This window comes from Micromonospora sp. II, from assembly GCF_001709195.1.
Classification (GTDB): Bacteria; Actinomycetota; Actinomycetes; order Mycobacteriales; family Micromonosporaceae; genus Micromonospora; species Micromonospora chalcea.
Window position 1 is genome coordinate 336,268 of record NZ_LYXF01000024.1, and the last position, 19,451, is coordinate 355,718.

Here is a 19,451-nt window from a genome sequence, read left to right on the forward strand (position 1 = left end):
GGAACCGACATGCCGCAGATGAGGGTCGCCGTGGCCGGCGCCGGCATCGCCGGGCTCGCCTTCGCCGCCGCCCTGCGCCGGGCCGGGATCGACTGCCACGTGTACGAGCAGGCCGAACAGCTGACGGAGGTGGGCGCGGGCGTGCAGGTGGCGCCGAACGCCACCCGGCTGCTGCACCGGCTGGGCCTGCGTGACCGCCTGCGTACGGTGGCGGTGGCGCCGCAGGCGATCGAGATGCGCCGCTGGGACGACGGCACGCTGCTGCAACGCACCCCGCTGGGCAGCGCGTGCGGACGCCGCTTCGGCGCGCCGTACTACGTGGTGCACCGCGCGGACCTGCACAGCAGCCTGCTGTCGCTGGTGCCGCCCGACCGGGTGCACCTGGGCGCCCGCCTCACCGCCGTGACGCAGACCGCCGACGAGGCGTACCTGCACCTGTCCAACGGCACCACCGTCGCGGCGGATCTCGTGGTGGGCGCCGACGGCATCCACTCGGTCGCGCGCGAGCAGATCGTGGCGGACCGGCCGCGCTTCTCCGGGCAGTCCATCTACCGTGGGCTGGTGCCGGCCGAGCGGGTGCCGTTCCTGCTCACCGAACCCCGGGTGCAGTTGTGGCTCGGGCCGGACCAGCACTGCGTCTGCTACCCGGTGTCCGCCGGCCGGCAGGTGAGCTTCGGCGCGACGGTGCCGGCCACCGACTGGCGGCAGGAGTCGTGGTCCGGCCGGGGCGACGTGTCGCAGCTCGCGGCCGCGTACGCCGGCTGGCACCCGGACGTCACCCGGCTGATCGCCGCGGCCGACCGGGTCGGCAGGTGGGCGCTGCACGACCGGGACGGCATCGACCGGCTCAGCGCGGGACGGGTGACGCTGATCGGCGACGCCGCGCACCCGATGCTGCCGTTCCAGGCGCAGGGCGCGAACCAGGCCGTCGAGGACGCGGTGGTGCTCGCGGTCTGCCTGGCCGGCGTGGAGCCGGCGGGCCTGGGTGCCGCGCTGCGCCGCTACGAACGGATCCGCCTGCCCCGGACCACGCGGATCCAGCGCCAGTCCCGGGCCAACGCCGAGACGTTCCACCTGGCCGACGGCGCCGACCAGCGCCGCCGGGACGTCGCCGCGCAGTCCTCGTCCGGCCTGGACCGCCACGAATGGCTCTTCGGGTACGACGCCGAGAAAGCCACCACGACCAGCGGAGGCACCTGATGGAACTGACCGGAATCGAGTCGAGGGTCGCCCTGGTCACCGGCGCGGCGCAGGGCATCGGCGCCGCCGTGGCCGGTGTGCTGGCCCGGGCGGGCGCGCAGGTGGCGGCGGTGGACCGCAACGCCGAGGCGCTGACCACAGTCGTGACGAAGCTCGCCGCCGAGGGCGACTCGGCGCGCGCCTACTGCGTCGACGTGTGCGACAGCGACGCGGTGGACGCGCTGGTGCGGCGGGTCGAGGACGAGATGGGCCCGGTCGCCATCCTGGTGAACGCCGCCGGCGTGCTGCACACCGGACCGGTCGTCGAGCTGTCCGACCGGCAGTGGCGCCGGACCTTCTCGGTGAACGCCGACGGCGTGTTCCACGTGTCCCGGGCGGTGGCGCGGCGGATGGTCGGCCGCCGCCGGGGCGCGATCGTCACCGTGGCGTCCAACGCCGCCGGGGTGCCGCGTACCGAGATGGCCGCGTACGCCGCCTCCAAGGCCGCGTCCGCCCAGTTCACCCGCTGCCTGGGGCTGGAGCTGTCCGGCTACGGCATCCGGTGCAACGTGGTCTCGCCCGGCTCCACCGACACCCCCATGCTGCGGGCGATGCTCGGCGAGGGCGCCGACCCGAGCGCGGTGATCGAGGGCACGCCGGGCGCGTACCGCGTCGGCATCCCGCTGCGCAAGCTGGCCCAGCCGCGCGACGTGGCCGAGGCGGTCGCCTACCTGGTGTCCGACCAGGCGGGCCACGTGACCATGCACGACCTGTACGTCGACGGCGGCGCGGCCCTGCACGTGTGACGCCGTGGCACGGAAACCGGAGGCGAGAACCGATGGCCATGACCCCGATCGCGCCGTACCGCATGCCCGGCGACGGCGACCTGCCCGGCACCACGCTGCCGTGGCGTCCGGACCCGGACCGGGCCGCCGTGCTGGTGCACGACCTGCAGCGCTACTTCCTGCGCCCGTTCGCGGCCGGGGAGTCCCCGATGGCCGAGCTGCTGCCCAACGTCGCGAAGCTGCTCGCCGCGGCGCGGGCGGCCGGCGTGCCGGTGCTGTACACCGCGCAGCCCGGCGGCATGAGCCGGCGGGACCGCGGGTTGCTGCACGACCTGTGGGGCCCCGGCATGAGCAGCGACGAGGACGACCGGGGCATCGTCGACGACGTCGCCCCGCAGCCGGGCGACGCGGTGCTGACCAAGTGGCGCTACAGCGCGTTCTTCCGCAGCGACCTGGAGGAGCGACTGCGCGGCGCCCGGCGGGACCAGCTCGTGGTCTGCGGCGTGTACGCGCACATGGGGTGCCTGATCACCGCCTGCGACGCGTTCAGCCGCGACATCGAGGCGTTCCTGGTGGCGGACGCGCTGGCCGACCTGTCGCGTGCGGACCACCTGATGGCGCTGCGCTACGCCGCGGACCGCTGCGCGGTGCCCTTGTGGACGGCGGACGTGCTGGACGGCCTGGCGGGCGCCGCCGGCGCGGCGCGTCCGGATCGGAGCAGCATCAAACGATGAGGAGAGCATCGATGTCGGAACGGACCCGGGTCGTGGTCGTCGGCGGCACCTCGGGGATCGGGCGGCACTTCGCCCGGTTCTGCGCCGAACGCGGAGACGACGTGGTGATCACCGGCCGTTCGGCGGCCCGGACCAAGACCGTCGCGGACGAGATCGGCGGGCGGACCCGGGGACTCGCCCTCGACCTGGCCGAGCCGGAGCGGATCGCGGACGCGCTCGCCGACGTGCCGCACGTCGACCGGCTCGTGATCGCGGCGCTCGACCGCGACCACAACACCGTCCGCGCGTACCGGCCGGGCGACGCGGCGCGGCTGCTGACCGTCAAGCTGGTCGGCTACACGGCGGTCCTGCACGCCCTCGCCCCGCGGATGACCGACGAGAGCGCTGTCGTGCTGCTCGGCGGCCTGGCCAGCCACCGGCCGTACCCCGGCTCCACCACAGTCACCACCGCCAACGGCGGGATCAGCGCGCTGGTCCGGACCCTGGCGGTGGAACTCTCGCCGATCCGGGTCAACGCCCTGCACCCGAGCATCGTCTCCGACACGCCGTTCTGGAGCGACAAGCCCGCCGCGCGGGAGGCCGCCGCGACGCGCGCGCTCACCCGGCGGCCGGTCACCATGCGGGACTGCACCGAGGCGATCGACTTCCTGCTGACGAACCGCGCGATAAACGGGATCAACCTGAACATCGACGGCGGAGACGTGCTCATCTGACGCCTGCGGCGATCCGCCACGGCCCCCACCACCCGGTCGCGCCCTGCCCGTGCTCCCGCTGCTCGCGGGAGTACCGGGCCAGGTCGCGGGCGGAGAACAGCGCCATGCCGGCGTGGAATCCGGTCACCGGCACCGGAACCCGCGCCCAGTAGGCGAGCCGGCCGTCGACGTGGAACTCCACCTCCGACGTCGGCGCCCGGTAGGTGATGGCGTAGCCGTGCGCCCGGCCCGGCTCCGTCGGCACATCCAGGACCACCCGGTGGACGTAGTGCTCGTGCGGCTGGGTCACGCCGGGCAGCACCAGGCGCTCGACAGTCGCGTACACGGTGTCGTTCGTCGCGGCGGCGTTGAACACGACGCCGGTCTCCAGGTCGAACAGTGCCACCGTGCCGAACGCGTCCAGCAGGTCGTGCGGGATCTGCCGGTACGTCCGCACGCCCATCTCCACCTCGACGGCCAGCGTGCCCTCCGCCGGCACGGCGAAGCGTCGCACCGACCGGTACATCTGCTTGGCGTTGTTCTGCCGGGGATCGGTGTCGTGGAAGCGGGTGAACGGGTCGACGGTCAGCTCCAGCCGCCCGTCGCCGGTGCGGACGCGGGCGTTGCGGTCCTGGTACCTGTGGGTCTGCCCGTCCGCGCCGGTGATCGACATGACTGCCCAGCGGGCGGGGTCCAGCTCGCGGCCGGTGAAGTCGTCGTACGTCCACGCGCTGGTTCTCAGTGCCGACGTCATGCAGCCACCATCGGACGCCGGCCGGGCGCGGGCATCACCCGTTCACGCGGTTCGGCCGGGCCGGGCACGCCAATGCGCCGGCAGCCTCCCGGAAATCCCGTGATTAAGCCATGCCGCAGCGTGAGCGGTCGCCGAGACTGACGCCGCACGCCATCTCCGCATCGTCTGCGACGTTCTCACCAGGGGGAGAGAGCAATGGACACGGCAGCTCCGGCACCGGACGGCGGTCGTTACCTCGCCGTCCATCACAGCGCAGAGTTCAGGGAACTACGGCGACGATCGAGCACGGTCACGCTCTGGGCCAGCGTCGCCTTCTTCGGGTGGTGGTTCCTCGGCAGCCTGCTCGCCACCTACGCTCCGGACTTCTTCCGGGAGAAGGTGGCCGGCCCGGTCAACGTGGGCCTGCTCTTCGTCTTCCTGTCGTTCGCCTTCGTGGTGACGCTCGCCGCCTTCTACCTGCGCTACGCCCGCACGCGGCTCGACCCGCTCAGCGAGAAGATCCGCGCCGACCTGGAAGGAGCGTCCCGATGAGCGTCGTCCTCGCCGACCCGCCACCCCCGGTCGACAACACGTGGGCGACGCCCGCGATCGCCGTCCCGGTCACCGTCGTCCTCGCGCTCGCGGTGCTCTACCTGGTCCGCTCGGCGCGCGCCAGCACCACCACCGCGGACGGCTTCCTGCTGGCCGACCGGCGGATCGGGCCGGTGCAGAACGCGCTGGCGGTGGCCTCCGCGCCGCTGATGTACTCGACGATGTACATCATCACCGGCCACATCGCGCTCAGCGGCTACGACGCCATCCTGCTGATGACCGCCTTCACGATGGGCACCATGCTCGCGCTGTTCCTCTTCGCCGGGCCGGTGCGCAACGTCGGCGGCTACACGCTCGGCGACCTGCTCGCGGTGCGCGTCCGGGAACGGCCGGCGCGGATGGCCTCGGCGGTGCTCACGCTGCTGACGTACGTCATGCTGACCGTGATCATGATGGCCGCCATCGCGTTCATCTTCAACCGCTGGTTCGGCGTCGACGCGCTCGTCGGCCTGGTCCTCCCGGTCTTCGTGGTCGGCCTGGTCACCGTCGGGTACGTGTACCTCGGCGGGATGCTCGGGGTCACCCGCATCCTGGTGTTCAAGCTGGTGCTGTCGGTGGTCGTGGTGGGCGTGCTGACCGCCTGGGTGCTGGCCCGCTTCGACCTGAACCTGTTCAGCCTGCTGGAGCGGGCCGAGGCCAACGCGGCGCCGGTGCCCAGCGGCAGCGACCTGCTCGGCCCGGGCCGGCTGTTCGGCGAGGGCGCGACCACGCTCGTGCACCTGTCGAAGCTGTTCGCCATCGCGGTCGGGGTGGCGGCGATCCCGTTCCTGTTCATGCGCAACTTCGCGGTGACCAGCGGGCGGGACGCGCGCCGGTCGACCGGGTGGGCGTCGATGATCATCGTCGGGTTCTACCTGTGCCTGTCCGTCGTCGGGCTGGGCGCGGTCGCGATCCTCGGCCGGGACAACATCGGCGTCATCAAGGCCCACCGCGACATCAGCTTCCCCAAGCTCGCCGACGAGCTCGGCGGACCGGTGATGGTCGGCTCCCTCGCCGGCGTCGCGGTCCTGACGATCGTCGGGGTGTTCGCGCCGCTGCTGCACAGCGCGGTGACGACGGTGACCAAGGACCTGAACGTGCTCCGGGGCCGTCGGCTGGACCCGGCCGCCGAGCTGAAGGACATCAAGCGCAACACCCTGATCATCGGCGTCGGCTCCGTCCTGCTGGCGGTGGCCATGCTGCCGGTACGGACCCACATCTTCATCCCGACCTCGATCGACGTGGCCGGCGCGGTGGTCCTGCCGATCGTCGTCTACGCGCTGTTCTGGCGCCGATTCAACACCCGCGGCCTCCAGTGGACGGTCTACGGCGGCCTCGCGCTCACCGCGTTCCTGGTGCTGTTCTCCAACGGCGTCTCGGGCGAGCCGGACGCCATCTTCCCGGACCGCAACTTCAAGTTCGTGGACGTCGAGCCCGCGCTGATCACGGTGCCGGTCGGCTTCCTGCTCGGCTACCTCGGCTCGCTCACCAGCCGGGAGCGCGACGACGCCGCCTTCGCCGAGATGCAGGTCCGGTCCCTCACCGGCGCGGTGGCCACGGGACCGGCGCGGCCGGCCGCCGTCGACGACGAGGACCGCGACGGCCGCCAGGACCGGGCGCCCAGCCCGGTGAGCTGACCATCCGCCACGGTGTGGGGCGGCCCCCTCCGCCGTCCCACACCCCCTCGGGAGGCAACTGTGGATCCGGTACCGGTTCTGGTCGTGGGCGCGGGCCCGGTCGGCATGGTCACCGCGCTGGCGCTCGCCCGTCACGGCGTCGCCTGCGTCCTCGTCGACCAGGGCTTCGAGACGTCCGTCCATCCCAAGCTGGACTACGTCAACGCCCGCAGCATGGAGTTCTTCCGGCAGTTCGGCCTCGCCGACGACGTGCGTGCCGCCGGGGTCGCGCCCGAGCACCGGTCCGACGTGATCTGGTCGACCGGCCTCGCCGGTGAGCCGATCACCAGGTGGGGCCTGCCCTCGGTCACCGAGGAGTGGCGCCGCATCGCCGAGCACAACGACGGCACCCAGCCGGCCGAGCCGGGCCAGCGGATCTCCCAGATCGACCTGGAGCCGGTCCTGCGGGCGCGCTGCCGGCGGGAACCGCTCGTCGACCTGCGCCTCGGCGTACGGTTCGACTCGCTGACCCAGGACGACGCGGGGGTCACCAGCGTGCTGGCCGACGACACCGGCGGCGAGGTCCGGCTGCGGTCGCGGTACGTCGTCGGGTGCGACGGCGCGTCGAGCCGGGTCCGCCGGGCCGTGGGGATCGGCGAGGAGGGCTTCGACGTGCCCGGCCTGCCGGGCGCGTTCATGGTGCACTTCACCAGCCGGGACCTGGACAGCCTGCACCGGCACGGCCGGTTCTGGCACTACTTCGCGTTCCGGTACGTGATCATCGCGCAGGACGAGGTGGACACCTGGACCGCGCACGTCAACGGGATCGACCCGAACGAGTTCGACGAGCCACCGGCCGACCCGGAGGCGTTCCTGCTCGACACGATCCGCACCGAGCTGCGGATCGACAAGGTGCTGCTCACCTCGCGCTGGCGTCCCGGCTTCATGCTCGCCGACCGGTACCGCGCCGGCCGGGTGCTCCTCGCCGGGGACTCGGCGCACCGGATGTTCCCCACCGGCGCGTACGGCATGAACACCGGCATCGGTGACGCCGTCGACGTGGCCTGGAAGCTCGCCGCGGTGCTCCGGGGCTTCGGCGGCCCCGCGCTGCTCGACAGCTACGACGCCGAACGCCGCCCGGTGGGGCGGCGCAACATGCACACCTCGCACCGGCACCTGGGCGTGCACCTGCGGGCGGGGGAACTGCTGCGCGACGGCGCCCCGCTGCCGTCCGTCGCGGCCTTCCTCGACGCCGAGCGGGGCGAGAACGAGTACCGGGGCATCGAGCTGGGCTACCGCTATGCCGGCTCGCCGGTGCTCCGGCCGGAGGGCCCGGCCGAACCCCCGGACGACCCGCGGGCGTACACCCCGACGACCTGGCCCGGCGCCCGCCCGCCCAGCCTCCTGCTCAGTGGCGGGCAGCAGATCTTCGACCGGTTCGACCCGGCCTCGTTCACCCTCGTGGACTTCACCGGCGACGGCGCCGCCGATCCGCTGCTGGCGGCGGCGGCCGCGCGGGGCCTGCCGGTCACCCACACCGTGGTGACCGACGCCCGGGCCCGCGAGCTGTGGGAACGCGACCTCGTCCTGCTGCGGCCGGACCACCACGTCGCCTGGCGGGGCAACACCGCGCCGCCGGACCCCGACGCCGTGGTCCAGCGCGTACGGGGTGGCGGATAGGCGCGACGTGCCGTCACCGGCGGCCGGGTCACGCGCACACGCGACCGGCGGTCCGGCTGACTCTCGACTGGAGGACAGATGCAGCAATCCGGTTCAACGGCGGAACGCAGCCCACTCGGGCCGTGGGAGGGCAAGCCGGCGGTCCAGCAACCGGACTGGCAGGACCACCCGGCGTACGCCCAGACCTGTGCGGCGTTGGCGGCGGCCCCGCCGCTGGTCCCGCCCGGGGAGGTACGGCGGCTCCGGCAGGCGTTGTCGGAGCTGGCGTCGGCCGGCGGGCTCCTGCTGCAGTTGGGCGACTGCGCCGAGAGCCTCTACGAGTGCACCCCCCGGCACACCTCCGACAAGATCGAGGTCATCGACCGGCTGGGGGACCGGCTCAGTGAGCTCACCGGGCGCAACGTGCTGCGGGTGGGCCGGATGGCCGGGCAGTTCGCCAAGCCCCGGTCGCAGGCGACGGAGTGGCACGACGCGCTGAGTATCCCCTCCTTCCGCGGCCACATGATCAATTCCGAGCTGGCCGCGCCCGGTACGCGCAAGGCCGACCCGCGCCGCATGTGGTGGGCGTACGAGGCGAGCGACCGGGTGCAGCGGGTGCTGCGCGCCCACCGGGAGGGGGCCGGGCGGGCCGCGCGGACCGAGGGGCCCTGGTCGAGCCACGAGGCCCTCGTTGTCGACTACGAGTCCCGGCTGATCCGCCGGGACCCGGACACGGGTGAGCGCTACCTGGCGTCGACCCACCTGCCGTGGGTGGGGGAGCGGACCCGCCGCTCCGCCGAGGCGCACGTGGCCATGCTGTCCACTGTGGCGAACCCGGTCGGCTGCAAGATCGGGCCGGACGCCGACCCGGACGAGGTTCTGCGGGTGTGCGAGGCGCTCGACCCGCGGCGCGAGCCCGGCCGTCTCGTCCTGATCCCGCGGATGGGCCGGGACCGGATCCGGGAGGCCCTGCCGCCGATCGTCCGCGCGGTGGTGAACGCGGGCCACCCGGTGCTCTGGCTGAGCGATCCCATGCACGGCAACACCGTCAAGGCCTCGGTCGGCCTGAAGACGCGGCACCTCTCCGACGTGGTCACCGAGGCGCTGCGGTTCCGCGACATCCTCGACCGGCAGCGGCAGCACGCCGCCGGGCTGCACGTCGAGGTCGCCGCCACCGACGTGACCGAGTGCGTCGGCGGGTCCGTGGCCGGCGAGGACGACCTGGCGCGTCACTACACCTCGCTGTGCGACCCCCGGCTCAACCCGGGGCAGGCCACCGAGTTGATCGAAGCGTGGGCCAAGGACACCGCGACGGTCGGCCCGGCGCCGCGGCGGCCCTGAGGTGCCGACCGTTTTCGAACTGCGGGAAAATTGACAGAAGGAGACCTGCCGGAGCAAATTCGGCCAGGCTAGCCGCGCCGCAGTTCGTCGTCCACTACCTGCGTGGGTAGTGTCTACTACCCGTGCCGGGACCGTCAGTGGTGTTGCCCAGCAGGAATCCCATCGCAATGATGTGTGGGAAGGTGTAATCCTTCGATCGGTGACGCGCGCACCTCATCTTATCCGCACGGAATCCTGTCTCGGCTGAAGCGAGTGTTTCCAATGTGGGGCAACTCAAACACGCTGGAAGTGAAGGGCAACGACGAGAGATTTCCCCTGCCGGACGCAGCTACGGAGGATCGGTCTGTGCTTGGCGAGACGGTTCCGGTTTCCGCGCTGCTGCCCGGCGACTCCCCGCGACTGGCGGGAGAGAACGTCGAGCACATCCGGCTGCTGGCCGCGATGCACGACCTCCCCCCGATCCTCGTGCAGCGCGGCACGATGCGGGTGATCGACGGCATGCACCGGCTGCGGGCCGCCAAGCTGCGCGGCGACGAGACCGTACGGGTGACGTTCTTCGACGGCGACGACGCCGCGGCGTTCCTGCTCTCGGTCGACGCCAACATCAAACACGGGCTGCCGCTGTCCCGCGCCGACCGGGAGGCCGCCGCCACCCGCATCCTGCGGTTGTATCCGCAGTGGTCGGACCGCGCCGTCGCCGCGGCCGCCGGGCTGTCCCCGACCACGGTCAGCGGCATCCGGCGCCGCCTGCTGCAACCGGCGGCGCGGGAGGGCAGCCGGGTGGGACGGGACGGCCGGGTGCGCCCGCTGGACGGCTCGGCGGGCCGGCGGCGGGCCAGCGCGGTCATCGCGCTCCGGCCGGACGCGCCCCTGCGTGCCATCGCGAAGGAGGCCGGGGTGTCGGTGGGCACGGCGCGGGACGTGCGCGCCCGGCTGCAGGCGGGCCGGGACCCGGTCCTGACCCCGCAGCGGCCGGCGGCCGAGCCCGAGCCGGCCGCCGACGACGGGTCGGAGGCGCGCAGGCGCCGGCCGGGTCAGGCCCCGGCGCCGCCCGTCGACTGGCCGGCGGTACGCGGCAACCTGATCCGCGACCCCGCGGTGAAGTACGCCGAGGTAGGCCGGGCCTTCGTCCGGTGGGCCGACGGGCACGTGGTCGACCCGGCCGCCTGGCGCGAGTTCGTCGACGCCGTGCCGCCGTACTGGCGCACATCGGTGGCCGAGCTGGCCCGCTCGTGCGCCGCCGCCTGGCTGGCGTTCGCCCAGGAGTTGGAGGACCGGGCGTGAAAACGGCGGTCCGCATATTTGCGGCGGTTGTCGACAGCGCGTCGAATTCCGCTGCCGTCGCCACTACCCGATCGAGTAGTGGACCGGCGTGAATAACGCGCGTTAATGTTCCTTCGATCCGCTGCCCTCATTTTCGGTGAGCACATTTGTGCGGCGGTCCAATGGAGAGGAGAATTCCCGGTGAAGATTCTGAGGCGGCCGCGGAAACGGCATCTCGGGGGTGCCGCGGCCGTCGCCGCGGCGATCGCCCTGGTGGTGTCGCTGACAAACGGTGTGTCGGCGGCCCCGCAGGCAGCGACCTTCGACCTCGACCACGGGAACGCCCTGACCGACGTCATCTACCCGGCCCTCAACACCGAGCCGCGGGTCGAGTACAGCGGCCGGCCCGGGTCCTGGGCCGCGGACCGGGCCATGCTCATCGAACTGCCGTGGTTCGACGCCCTGGCGGCGTACCACCCCACCGCGGTCGGCATCTTCTCCACCATCGGCCGCCGTCCCGCCGAGGAGCACACGACGCGCAACAAGAACATCGCCGTCATCTACTCGGCCTACACCTCGCTCAGCAAGCTCTACCCGCAGCACGAGGCGACCTGGCAGCGGATGATGGCCACCGCGGGCCTGGACCCGGCGGTCACCGCGGAGGACCGCACCACCGCCAGCGGCATCGGCATCCTCGCCGCGAAGAACGCGATGGCGGCGCGCCGCAACGACGGTACGAACCGGGACGGCGACGCGGGCGGCCGCCGCTACAACCGCGAGCCGTACGCCGACCACACCGGCTACCGGCCGGTCAACAGCCCGTACGAGCTGCGCTTCCCGTCGCGCTGGCAGCCGAACACCATCTCCAAGCGCGAGGTCGTCAACACGCAGGAGTTCGCGACGCCCCAGTTCGGCCGGGTCAAGCCGATCACCTTCGACCGGCCCGAGCAGTTCCGGCTCACCCCGCCGGCGAACCACCACCTGCTGAACCCGAAGGGCTACCGCAAGCAGGCCGACGAGGTGCTGCGCGCCTCGGCCGGCCTGGACGACCGCAAGAAGATGAGCGCGGAGATCTTCAGCGACAACATCACGCCGTACGGCGCCATCGCGCACACGCTGCTGCGGGGCCGGTACAACACCGAGGACTCCGTCCGGTTCATCGTGATGACGGACGTCGCCGGGTTCGACGTGGCGATCGCCTCCTGGTACTACATGCGCAAGTACGATTCGGTGCAGCCGTTCAGCGCGATCCGCCACCTGTACCCGAACAAGAAGCTGACCGCGTGGGGCGGCCCGGGCCGGGGCACCGTCAATGACATCACCGGCACCCAATGGCGCAGCTACCTCAGCTCGGTCGCCATCGCCGCTCCGGAGTACCCGTCGGTAAACGCGGCGGTCTGTGTCGCCTACGCCCAGGTCGCGCGCCGGTTCACCGGCACCGACAAGCTGACCGTGGTGATCCCGGTGCGCAAGGGCTCCTCGATCGTGGAGCCGGGCGTGACCCCGGCCGCCGACATGATGCTGACCTGGAACAGCTACTCGGAGTGGGCCGCCGAGTGCGGGCAGAGCCGGGTCTGGGCCGGCGAGAACTTCCCCGCCTCGGTCGCGGCCGTCGACCAGTACGCGCCGCAGCTCGGTGACCGTGCCTTCGACTTCGTCCAGCGCAAGCTGAACGGGCGCTGATCCCCGCTGTGCCGGTCCGCGCTGCCGGCCATGCCCTCGGGCGTGGCCGGCAGCGCGCGTTCCGACCCCCTCACCACATGTCTTGCATAGCAAGGTATCTTGCGAGGCATGGACGGGGCACGTGAGCGGATCACCACGAACATCCGCAAGGGCGTGCTGGAGTACTGCGTGCTCGCGCTGCTCTCACGGCGCGACATGTACGGCCTGGAACTGGCCGACTGGCTCGCCGTGCGCGGCCTGACCGCCAGCGAGGGCAGCCTGTATCCGCTGCTCGCCCGCATGCGGCAGGCCGGCACCGTGCAGACCCGGTGGGTGGCCCCCGAGCAGGGGCACGCCCGGCGGTACTACGCGATCACCGACCAGGGGCGGGCGCACCTGCGGGTGTTCGCGACGGTGTGGCGGGAGATCCAGCCGCACGTGGACGAGTTGATGGGGGAGGAAGGATGAGCGACGACGGCCTCCCGGAGGCGGCGTGGGCCTACCTGCGGGCGCTGGACGCGGAGTTGTCGGACGTCCCGTCCGGCACGGCGGAGGAGATCGTCGCGGATGTCCGCGCGCACATCGCCGACGCCCTCGACAGCGGGCGGAGCGCCGACGAGGTCCTCGCCGGCCTGGGTGCCGCGCCGGACGTGGCCCGGCAGGCGCGGGAGGAACTGGGGCTACCGGACCAGGACCGCCCGGAGCGGGTCGGCCGGACGCTGTCCCTGGTCGCGTCGGCGGTCGGCGTGCTGATCGCCGTGTGCGTGAGCTTCCTGCTGCCGTCCACAGTGCCGGTCGAGCCGATCCAGGCCGACGCCGGCGAGCAGGGCGTCCTCGGCCGGCTCGGTCCGGGAATCGCGCTGCTCACGCTGCTACCGGCGCTCGTCGCGGCCGCGCCGCTCGTGGCGCCCGCCCGGGTACGCGCCGGGTCGCGGCTCGCCGGCGCGATCGCGCTGACCATGTTCGCCTGCGCGGCCGGCGAGACGGGCCTGTACTACTTCCCGCTCGCGCTGGTGGCCTGGGCGGCGGCGTTCGTGCCGTGGGCCGTGCGGCGAGGCGCCGGGGGACGGTGGTGGCACGTCCTGGCCGGTGGGATCGTGGCGATGCCCGGCGTACTCGTGGCGGTCGCGTCGGCCGGCGGCTCGGTCGGTGTCGGCTGGGTGGGCGCGGCGCTGTGGATCGCCGGGCCGGTCGCGGCCGGTGCGCTGTGCGCCTACGGATTCCGGGCCGGGTACGCGGTGACCGCGCTGGCCGGCGCGCTGGTCATGATCCTCGCGATGGCCGAGCGCGGCTTCCTGTTCGCCGCCTTCTGGCTGTTCGGCGGGCTGTACCTGGCGCTCGGCGCCGCCGGGTACGCGGCGGCGCGGCCGGCCGACGGTGACCCCGCCACCGCGCGGGCGGCCGACGGTGACCCCGCCACCTCACCGCCCGTCGACGGCGACCCCGCCGGGGCGCCCGGCGCACCGGCCCGGCCGCGACCTGAGCCGGCCACGGAGGCGGACCCGGAGGCCGCGGCGCCGGCCGGCTAGGCCGGCACGGCCTGCGGGTCGGCGGCGGTGTCGTGCGCGGCCATCGCCTCCTGGCGTCCGGGCTCCTCGCGCAGGATCGCGGCGTGCAGCCAGGCGTCCGGGATGGCGAACCCGTCCACGAGCGTGCGCATGTACGGGCGCAGCTCCTTGAGCAGCCCGTTCACCACGCTGGTGATCGTCTTCGAGCGGGCCGGGGTGAGCCGGCCGTGCTCCAGCAGCCAGCCCTTGTTCGCCTCGATCACGGTGAGCGCGTACAGGTCGCAGACCCGGGACAGCAGCTCCTTGACCGCCGGGTCGGCGGTGGCGTCGATCCCGGCGACGAACGCCTCCAGCGTCACCCGGTCGATGTGCGCGGCGGCGACGGCGAGGACGTGGTCCTGGACGTCGTTGAAGATGTCGAAGGGCCGGTCCTTCTTGGTCGACGCGCCACCGCGCAGGCGGCGCACCGCGCTGTCGAGCAGGTGCTCCTCGCGGTCCTCGAAGAGCTTGAGCTGCCAGCCCCGGTCGGTGACCGCGACCTCGTCGTCGCGGCCCGGCACCGCGCTGACCAGACGTGCGATCAGCGCCCGGGCGGCGGTGCGCTCCAGCACCATCTCGCGTACCTGCTCGGCGACGAAGGAGGCGCGTCCCCAGCCGTCGAGCGAGCCGAACTCGTCCCGGTAACCGGTCAGCAACCCCTTGGCGACCAGTTGCAGCAGCACCGTGTTGTCGCCCTCGAACGTGGTGAAGACATCGGTGTCGGCCTTGAGGCTGGGCAGGCGGTTCTCCGACAGGTAGCCGGCGCCGCCACACGCCTCCCGGCACATCTGGATGGTGCGGGTGGCGTGCCAGGTCTGCGCCGCCTTCAGCCCGGCGGCCCGGGACTCCAGCTCCCGCTGCCGGTGTTCGTCGACCGGCCCGTCGCCGCCCTGGATCTCGTCCAGCGCCGCGACCAGCTCCGCCTGGGCGAAGGTCAGCGCGTACGTGGTGGCCAGCGCGGGCAGCAGCTTGCGCTGGTGCGCCAGGTAGTCGTTGAGCAGCACCTCGCGGTCGCCGTCGGCGTCGCTGAACTGCCGGCGGATGTCGCCGTAGCGCACCGCGATGGCCAGCGCCGCCTTGGTGGCCGCCGACGCCGCGCCGCCCACGCTCACCCGGCCCCGGACCAGGGTGCCCAGCATGGTGAAGAAGCGCCGGGAGTCGTTCTCGATCGGGCTGGAGTACGTGCCGTCCTCGGCGACCTGCGCGTACCGGTCCAGCAGCATGTCCCGCGGCACCCGCACGTGGTCGAAGCTGAGCCGCCCGTTGTCCACGCCGAGCAGGCCGGCCTTGGGTCCGGCGTCGCCGATGGTCACGCCGGGCATCGGCCGGCCGTGCTCGTCGCGGATCGGCACCAGCCAGGCGTGCACGCCGTGCCGGCGCCCGCCGGTGACGAGCTGGGCGAAGACCACAGCCATCCGCCCGTCCCGGGCCGCGTTGCCGATGTAGTCCTTGCGCGCCGCCTCGTGCGGCGTGTGCAGGTCGAAGGTCTGGGTCTGCGGGTCGTACACGCAGGTGGTGCGCAGTTGCTGCACGTCCGAGCCGTGGCCGGTCTCGGTCATCGCGAAGCAGCCGAAGAGCCGGCCCGCGACGATGTCGGGCAGGTAGGCGTCGTGGTGCCGCTTCGTGCCGAGCGCGGCGACCGCGCCGCCGAACAGGCCCCACTGGACGCCGGCCTTCACCATCAGTGACAGGTCCACCTGGGCCAGCATCTCGGTGGCGACGATCGAGGCGCCCACGTCGCCGCGGCCGCCGTACTCGACGGGGAAGCCCGAGGCGATGCCCAGTTCGACAGGGAGTTCGGACAGCAGCCGGGTGATGCGCTCGCGAGCCTGGTCACCGGTCTCGCCGTACACCGGGAGGAAGCGTTCGTCGAGGTGTTCGCGGTGCGCCCGGCGGACGTCGGCCCACCGGCCGTCAAGCGTTTCCCGCAGGCGTGCGATGTCGATGCGGCCGGCTGCGTGATCGAACATTGTCACTCCTCGGTGCAGTGGACATTTGCGTACACTCTCGGCCTGATCAACATTACCGGCGGTGATCGCGCGCCGCTGGCGGAGCGCGTGGTGAGCCCGGCCACCCCCCGGCGGTTCGGCTGCCCGCGAAGCTGAGGTTAGGCTGTCCTCACTTCAAGCACTGGAGGCATCCCCTCGTGTCCCCGCTTCCCCCCGGCAGCGCCGTCACCGCCCGGCACGTGCTCCGCCAGGCGCTGCGCCGCCAGCGCCGCCCGGTGCTGATCGGCGTGACCCTGCTCGGGCTGCACCAGGTCACCGAGGCGCTCGTGCCGGTGGCGATCGGCGTCATCATCGACCGGGCCGTGGTGACCGGCGACCCGTGGGCGCTCGCGTACTCCGTCGCCGGCCTCGCCGCCCTGTTCACCGTGCTGGCGTTCGCCTACCGCAACGGCGCCCGCCAGGCGTTCGCGGCCGTGGAGCGGGAGGCGCACCTGCTACGGGTGGAACTGGCCGAGCGCGCGCTCGACCCGCGCGGGCACCGCTCCGGCCTACGCGACGGCGAACTGCTCTCGGTCGCCGCCTCCGACGCCGAACTCTCCGCGTACGTGGTGCGGGTGGCCGGCTTCGGCGTCGCCGCGGTGAGCGCGCTGACCGTCGCGGCCGTCGCGCTGCTGGTCATCGACGTCCCGCTCGGACTCGGCGTGCTCATCGGCGTACCGGTGCTGGTCCTGGCGCTGCAACGGATGGCGCCGCTGCTGTCCCGGCGCAGCGCCTCCCAGCAGGAGGCCCTCGCCGAGACCACGGCGCTCGCCGTCGACCTCGTCTCCGGCCTGCGCGTGCTGCGCGGCATCGGCGCCCAGCACCACGCCGCCGGCCGGTACGCCGCCGCCAGCCGGCGCGCCCTCGCCGTGACGCTGCGCGCCGCCAACACCAAGGGCCTGCACCTCGGGCTCACCACCGCCGCGAACGGCCTCTTCCTCGCCGCTGTCGCCGGTGCCGCCGGCTGGCTCGCCCTGCGTGGCCGGCTCACCATCGGTGAACTGGTGACAGTGGTCGGGCTCGCGCAGTTCGTCGCCGAGCCGGTGCAGACGCTGGGCTACTGCGTGCAGTTGTTCGCGATGGCCCGCGCCTCCGCGGCCCGGGTCGCGCGCGTGCTCGGCGCCGAGCCGCTGACCCGGCCGGGCGCCGCGTCCCGGCCGGACCGTACGGACGGGCCGCGGCTCGTCCTCGACCACGTCGGGCACGCCGCGCTGGACGGGGTGTGCCTGCGCGTCGACCCGGGGGAGATCGTCGGCGTGCTGGCGTACGACCCGGCCGACGCGGACGCGCTGGTCGCGTTGCTGTCCGGACGGGTGCCCGCGGACCGGCGCCGGGGCGCGGTACGCGTCGACGGCGTACCCGCCGACGACCTGGACATCGACGCGCTGCGCGGCGCCGTGCTGGTCGAGCCGCACGACGTGACGCTGTTCGAGGGAACCGTGGCCGCCAACCTCGCCGCCGGCCGCAGCACCGACGAGGGACGCCTGCGCGCCGCGGTCCGGGCGGCCGCGGCGGACGACGTGGTGGACGCGCACCCCGGCGGCCTCGGCCACCGGCTCGTCGAGCGCGGCGCCAACCTCTCCGGCGGCCAGCGCCAGCGGCTCGGGCTGGCGCGGGCGTTGCACGCCGACCCGCCGGTGCTCGTGCTGCACGACCCCACGACCGCAGTGGACGCCGCCACCGAGGCCCAACTCGCCGACGGACTGGCCGGTGCGCGCCGCGACGCGCCCCGGGGCACGCTGCTGGTCACCAGCAGCCCCGCCCTGCTGCGGATCACCGACCGGGTGGTGGTGATCGCCGACGGCCGGGTGACCGCCGAAGGGACGCACGAGCACCTGCTGGCCACCGACGCCCGCTACCGCGAGGAGACACTGCGGTGACCGCTGACCCGCGTACCGCCGAACCCGGCCGGGCGTTGCTGCCCACCGCGACCGCCCGGCGGACCTGGACGACGCTCGGCGCGGAGTTCCGGCGGCGGCCCGGCCTCAGCGCCGCCGCGACCGCCGTGCTCGTCGCCGCCGCCACCGGCGGGCTGGTCGCGCCCTGGGTGCTCGGCCGCCTCGTCGACGACGTCATCGCCGATGCCCCGGTCTCCCGGATCGCCGGCCGGGTCGCGGTGATCGCCGGCGCGGCAGTGCTCACCGGGCTGCTCACCGCCGCCGGGGCCGCGCTCGCGTCCCGCCTGGGCGAGACCGTGCTGGCCCGGCTGCGCGAGCGGGTGCTCGACCGGGCGCTGCACCTGCCCTCGGCGACGCTGGAACGGGCCGGCACCGGTGACCTGCTGGCCCGGGTCGGCGACGACGTGGCGGTGGTGACGAACGTGATCGCGGTCAGCGGTCCGGCGTTCGTCGGCGCGCTGCTGTCCGTGGTGCTGACCGTGTTCGGGCTGGTCGCGCTCGACTGGCGGCTCGGCCTCGCCGGGCTGGTGGCAGCGCCCGCGTACGCGCTGGCGCTGCGCTGGTACCTGCGCCGGTCCGCGCCGTACTACGCCCGTGAGCGCGTCGCCACCGGCGAGCGGACACAGGCCATGGCCGGCGCGCTGCGCGGCGCGGCGACAGTGCGCGCGTACCGGACCGAGGACGCGCACGTCGCGGCGATCGCCGAGCGTTCCGGCGTGGCGCGCGACCTGTCGCTGGAGATCTTCAACCTGCACACCCGCTTCGGGCTGCGGATCAACAGGTCGGAGTTCCTCGGCCTGGCCGCGGTGCTCGTCGCCGGGTTCTTCCTGGTCCGCGCCGACCTGGTCACGGTGGGCGCGGCGACCACCGCCGCGCTCTACTTCCACCGGCTGTTCAACCCGATCGGCCTGCTGCTGATGGAGTCCGACTCGGTGCTGCAGGCCGGCGCGAGCCTCGCCCGGCTGGTCGGCGTGGCCACGCTGCCCGACACCGCCCCGTCCGCGCCGTCGGCGGCCGGGCGGCGCGGCCCGGCGGCGCTGGACGTCACGGTCCGCCGGCACCGCTACGACGACGACGGCCCCCTGGTCCTGGCCGACGTCGAGCTGCGCCTGGCCCCGGGTGAGCGGGTCGCGCTCGTGGGCGCCAGCGGCGCGGGCAAGAGCACGCTCGCCGGCATCGCCGCCGGGATCATCGCGCCCACCGACGGGTCGGTACGCCTGGGCGGCGTGCCGCTGACCGAGCGGGGCGAGCACGCCGTGCGGCGCGACGTCGCGCTGGTCAGCCAGGAGGTGCACGTCTTCGCCGGGCCGCTCGCCGAGGACCTGCGCCTGGCCGCCCCGGACGCCACCGACGCGGAACTGCTCGACGCGCTGGACCGGGTCGGCGCCACCACCTGGCTGCGCGCGCTGCCGGACGGGCTGGCCACGGCGGTCGGCGAGGGCGGCCACCGGCTCACCGCCGCGCAGGCCCAGCAGGTCGCCCTGGCCCGGCTGGTGCTGGCCGCGCCCGCCGTCGCCGTGCTGGACGAGGCGACCGCCGAGGCCGGCAGCGCCGGAGCGCGTGACCTGGACCGGGCGGCGCTGGCCGCCACCGAGGGACGGACCACGCTGATCGTGGCGCACCGGCTCAGCCAGGCGGTCGCCGCCGACCGGATCGTCCTGCTCGACCACGGGCGGATCGTGGAGCAGGGCACGCACTCGGAACTGCTCGCCGCCGACGGCCGGTACGGGCGTCTGTGGCGCTCCTGGAGCGTCCCGGTATGA

At 73.6% G+C, this 19,451-nt stretch carries 16 protein-coding genes; 14 read left to right on the forward strand and 2 right to left on the reverse strand.

Annotated features, from left to right (window positions below):
• Window positions 1-9: 9 nt before the first annotated feature.
• Genes A8711_RS13260 through A8711_RS13275 form a run of 4 tightly spaced genes read left to right on the forward strand, consistent with a single transcriptional unit; the run spans window position 10 to window position 3,411 of the window.
• Entirely contained in the window at window positions 10-1,200 is a 1,191-nt protein-coding gene (locus tag A8711_RS13260; RefSeq protein WP_069088379.1) for an FAD-dependent monooxygenase, read from the forward strand.
• On the forward strand, window positions 1,200-1,985 hold the full coding sequence (locus tag A8711_RS13265) for a 2,3-dihydro-2,3-dihydroxybenzoate dehydrogenase (protein WP_069088380.1): 786 nt from the start codon (window positions 1,200-1,202) through the stop codon (window positions 1,983-1,985). Before A8711_RS13260 ends, A8711_RS13265 begins: the two co-directional genes overlap by 1 nt.
• 32 nt (window positions 1,986-2,017) lie before the next feature.
• Entirely contained in the window at window positions 2,018-2,698 is a 681-nt protein-coding gene (locus A8711_RS13270) for an isochorismatase family protein (protein WP_069088381.1), read from the forward strand.
• Window positions 2,699-2,709: 11 nt separating this feature from the next.
• A complete protein-coding gene (locus tag A8711_RS13275; protein WP_064445551.1) occupies window positions 2,710-3,411 on the forward strand; it encodes an SDR family NAD(P)-dependent oxidoreductase in 702 nt (233 codons plus the stop codon).
• On the opposite strand, the gene A8711_RS13280 is transcribed toward A8711_RS13275, so the two are convergent.
• Window positions 3,404-4,144, reverse strand: a complete 741-nt coding sequence (locus A8711_RS13280; protein ID WP_069088382.1) for a DUF6081 family protein — start codon at window positions 4,142-4,144, stop codon at window positions 3,404-3,406. The two genes, A8711_RS13275 and A8711_RS13280, sit on opposite strands and share 8 nt — an antisense overlap.
• Window positions 4,145-4,339: 195 nt before the next feature.
• Here A8711_RS13280 and A8711_RS13285 point away from each other — a divergent pair, with 195 nt between their 5' ends.
• The 8 genes from A8711_RS13285 to A8711_RS13320 all read left to right on the forward strand — a co-directional run bounded on the left by A8711_RS13285 (window position 4,340) and on the right by A8711_RS13320 (window position 13,784).
• On the forward strand, window positions 4,340-4,675 hold the full coding sequence (locus tag A8711_RS13285) for a DUF485 domain-containing protein (RefSeq protein ID WP_069088383.1): 336 nt from the start codon (window positions 4,340-4,342) through the stop codon (window positions 4,673-4,675).
• Window positions 4,672-6,351 carry a cation acetate symporter gene (locus tag A8711_RS13290; RefSeq protein WP_051610899.1) on the forward strand — a complete coding sequence of 560 codons (1,680 nt, stop codon included), beginning with the start codon at window positions 4,672-4,674 and terminating at the stop codon, window positions 6,349-6,351. Before A8711_RS13285 ends, A8711_RS13290 begins: the two co-directional genes overlap by 4 nt.
• A gap of 60 nt (window positions 6,352-6,411) precedes the next feature.
• Window positions 6,412-8,010, forward strand: coding sequence for an FAD-dependent monooxygenase (locus A8711_RS13295; protein ID WP_199495996.1), 1,599 nt, complete (start codon window positions 6,412-6,414; stop codon window positions 8,008-8,010).
• Between the two features lie 78 nt (window positions 8,011-8,088).
• Window positions 8,089-9,330 carry a 3-deoxy-7-phosphoheptulonate synthase gene (locus A8711_RS13300; protein ID WP_064445555.1) on the forward strand — a complete coding sequence of 414 codons (1,242 nt, stop codon included), beginning with the start codon at window positions 8,089-8,091 and terminating at the stop codon, window positions 9,328-9,330.
• A gap of 345 nt (window positions 9,331-9,675) precedes the next feature.
• Window positions 9,676-10,614, forward strand: a complete 939-nt coding sequence (locus tag A8711_RS13305) for a ParB N-terminal domain-containing protein (protein ID WP_197494849.1) — start codon at window positions 9,676-9,678, stop codon at window positions 10,612-10,614.
• 180 nt (window positions 10,615-10,794) lie between these two features.
• Window positions 10,795-12,276 carry a vanadium-dependent haloperoxidase gene (locus A8711_RS13310; RefSeq protein WP_197494850.1) on the forward strand — a complete coding sequence of 494 codons (1,482 nt, stop codon included), beginning with the start codon at window positions 10,795-10,797 and terminating at the stop codon, window positions 12,274-12,276.
• Between the two features lie 108 nt (window positions 12,277-12,384).
• Entirely contained in the window at window positions 12,385-12,723 is a 339-nt protein-coding gene (locus tag A8711_RS13315) for a PadR family transcriptional regulator (RefSeq protein WP_043323114.1), read from the forward strand.
• Entirely contained in the window at window positions 12,720-13,784 is a 1,065-nt protein-coding gene (locus tag A8711_RS13320) for a DUF1700 domain-containing protein (protein WP_069088385.1), read from the forward strand. Before A8711_RS13315 ends, A8711_RS13320 begins: the two co-directional genes overlap by 4 nt.
• Here the strand turns inward: A8711_RS13320 and A8711_RS13325 are convergent.
• The gene (locus A8711_RS13325) at window positions 13,781-15,772 is read right to left on the reverse strand and encodes an acyl-CoA dehydrogenase (protein WP_069088386.1); all 1,992 of its coding nucleotides are present in this window, start codon (window positions 15,770-15,772) and stop codon (window positions 13,781-13,783) included. The genes A8711_RS13320 and A8711_RS13325 overlap by 4 nt on opposite strands.
• Window positions 15,773-15,948: 176 nt before the next feature.
• Between A8711_RS13325 and A8711_RS13330 the strand changes: the two genes are divergently transcribed.
• Entirely contained in the window at window positions 15,949-17,670 is a 1,722-nt protein-coding gene (locus A8711_RS13330; protein ID WP_069088387.1) for an ABC transporter ATP-binding protein, read from the forward strand.
• Window positions 17,667-19,451, forward strand: coding sequence for an ABC transporter ATP-binding protein (locus A8711_RS13335; protein ID WP_064445559.1), 1,785 nt, complete (start codon window positions 17,667-17,669; stop codon window positions 19,449-19,451). Before A8711_RS13330 ends, A8711_RS13335 begins: the two co-directional genes overlap by 4 nt.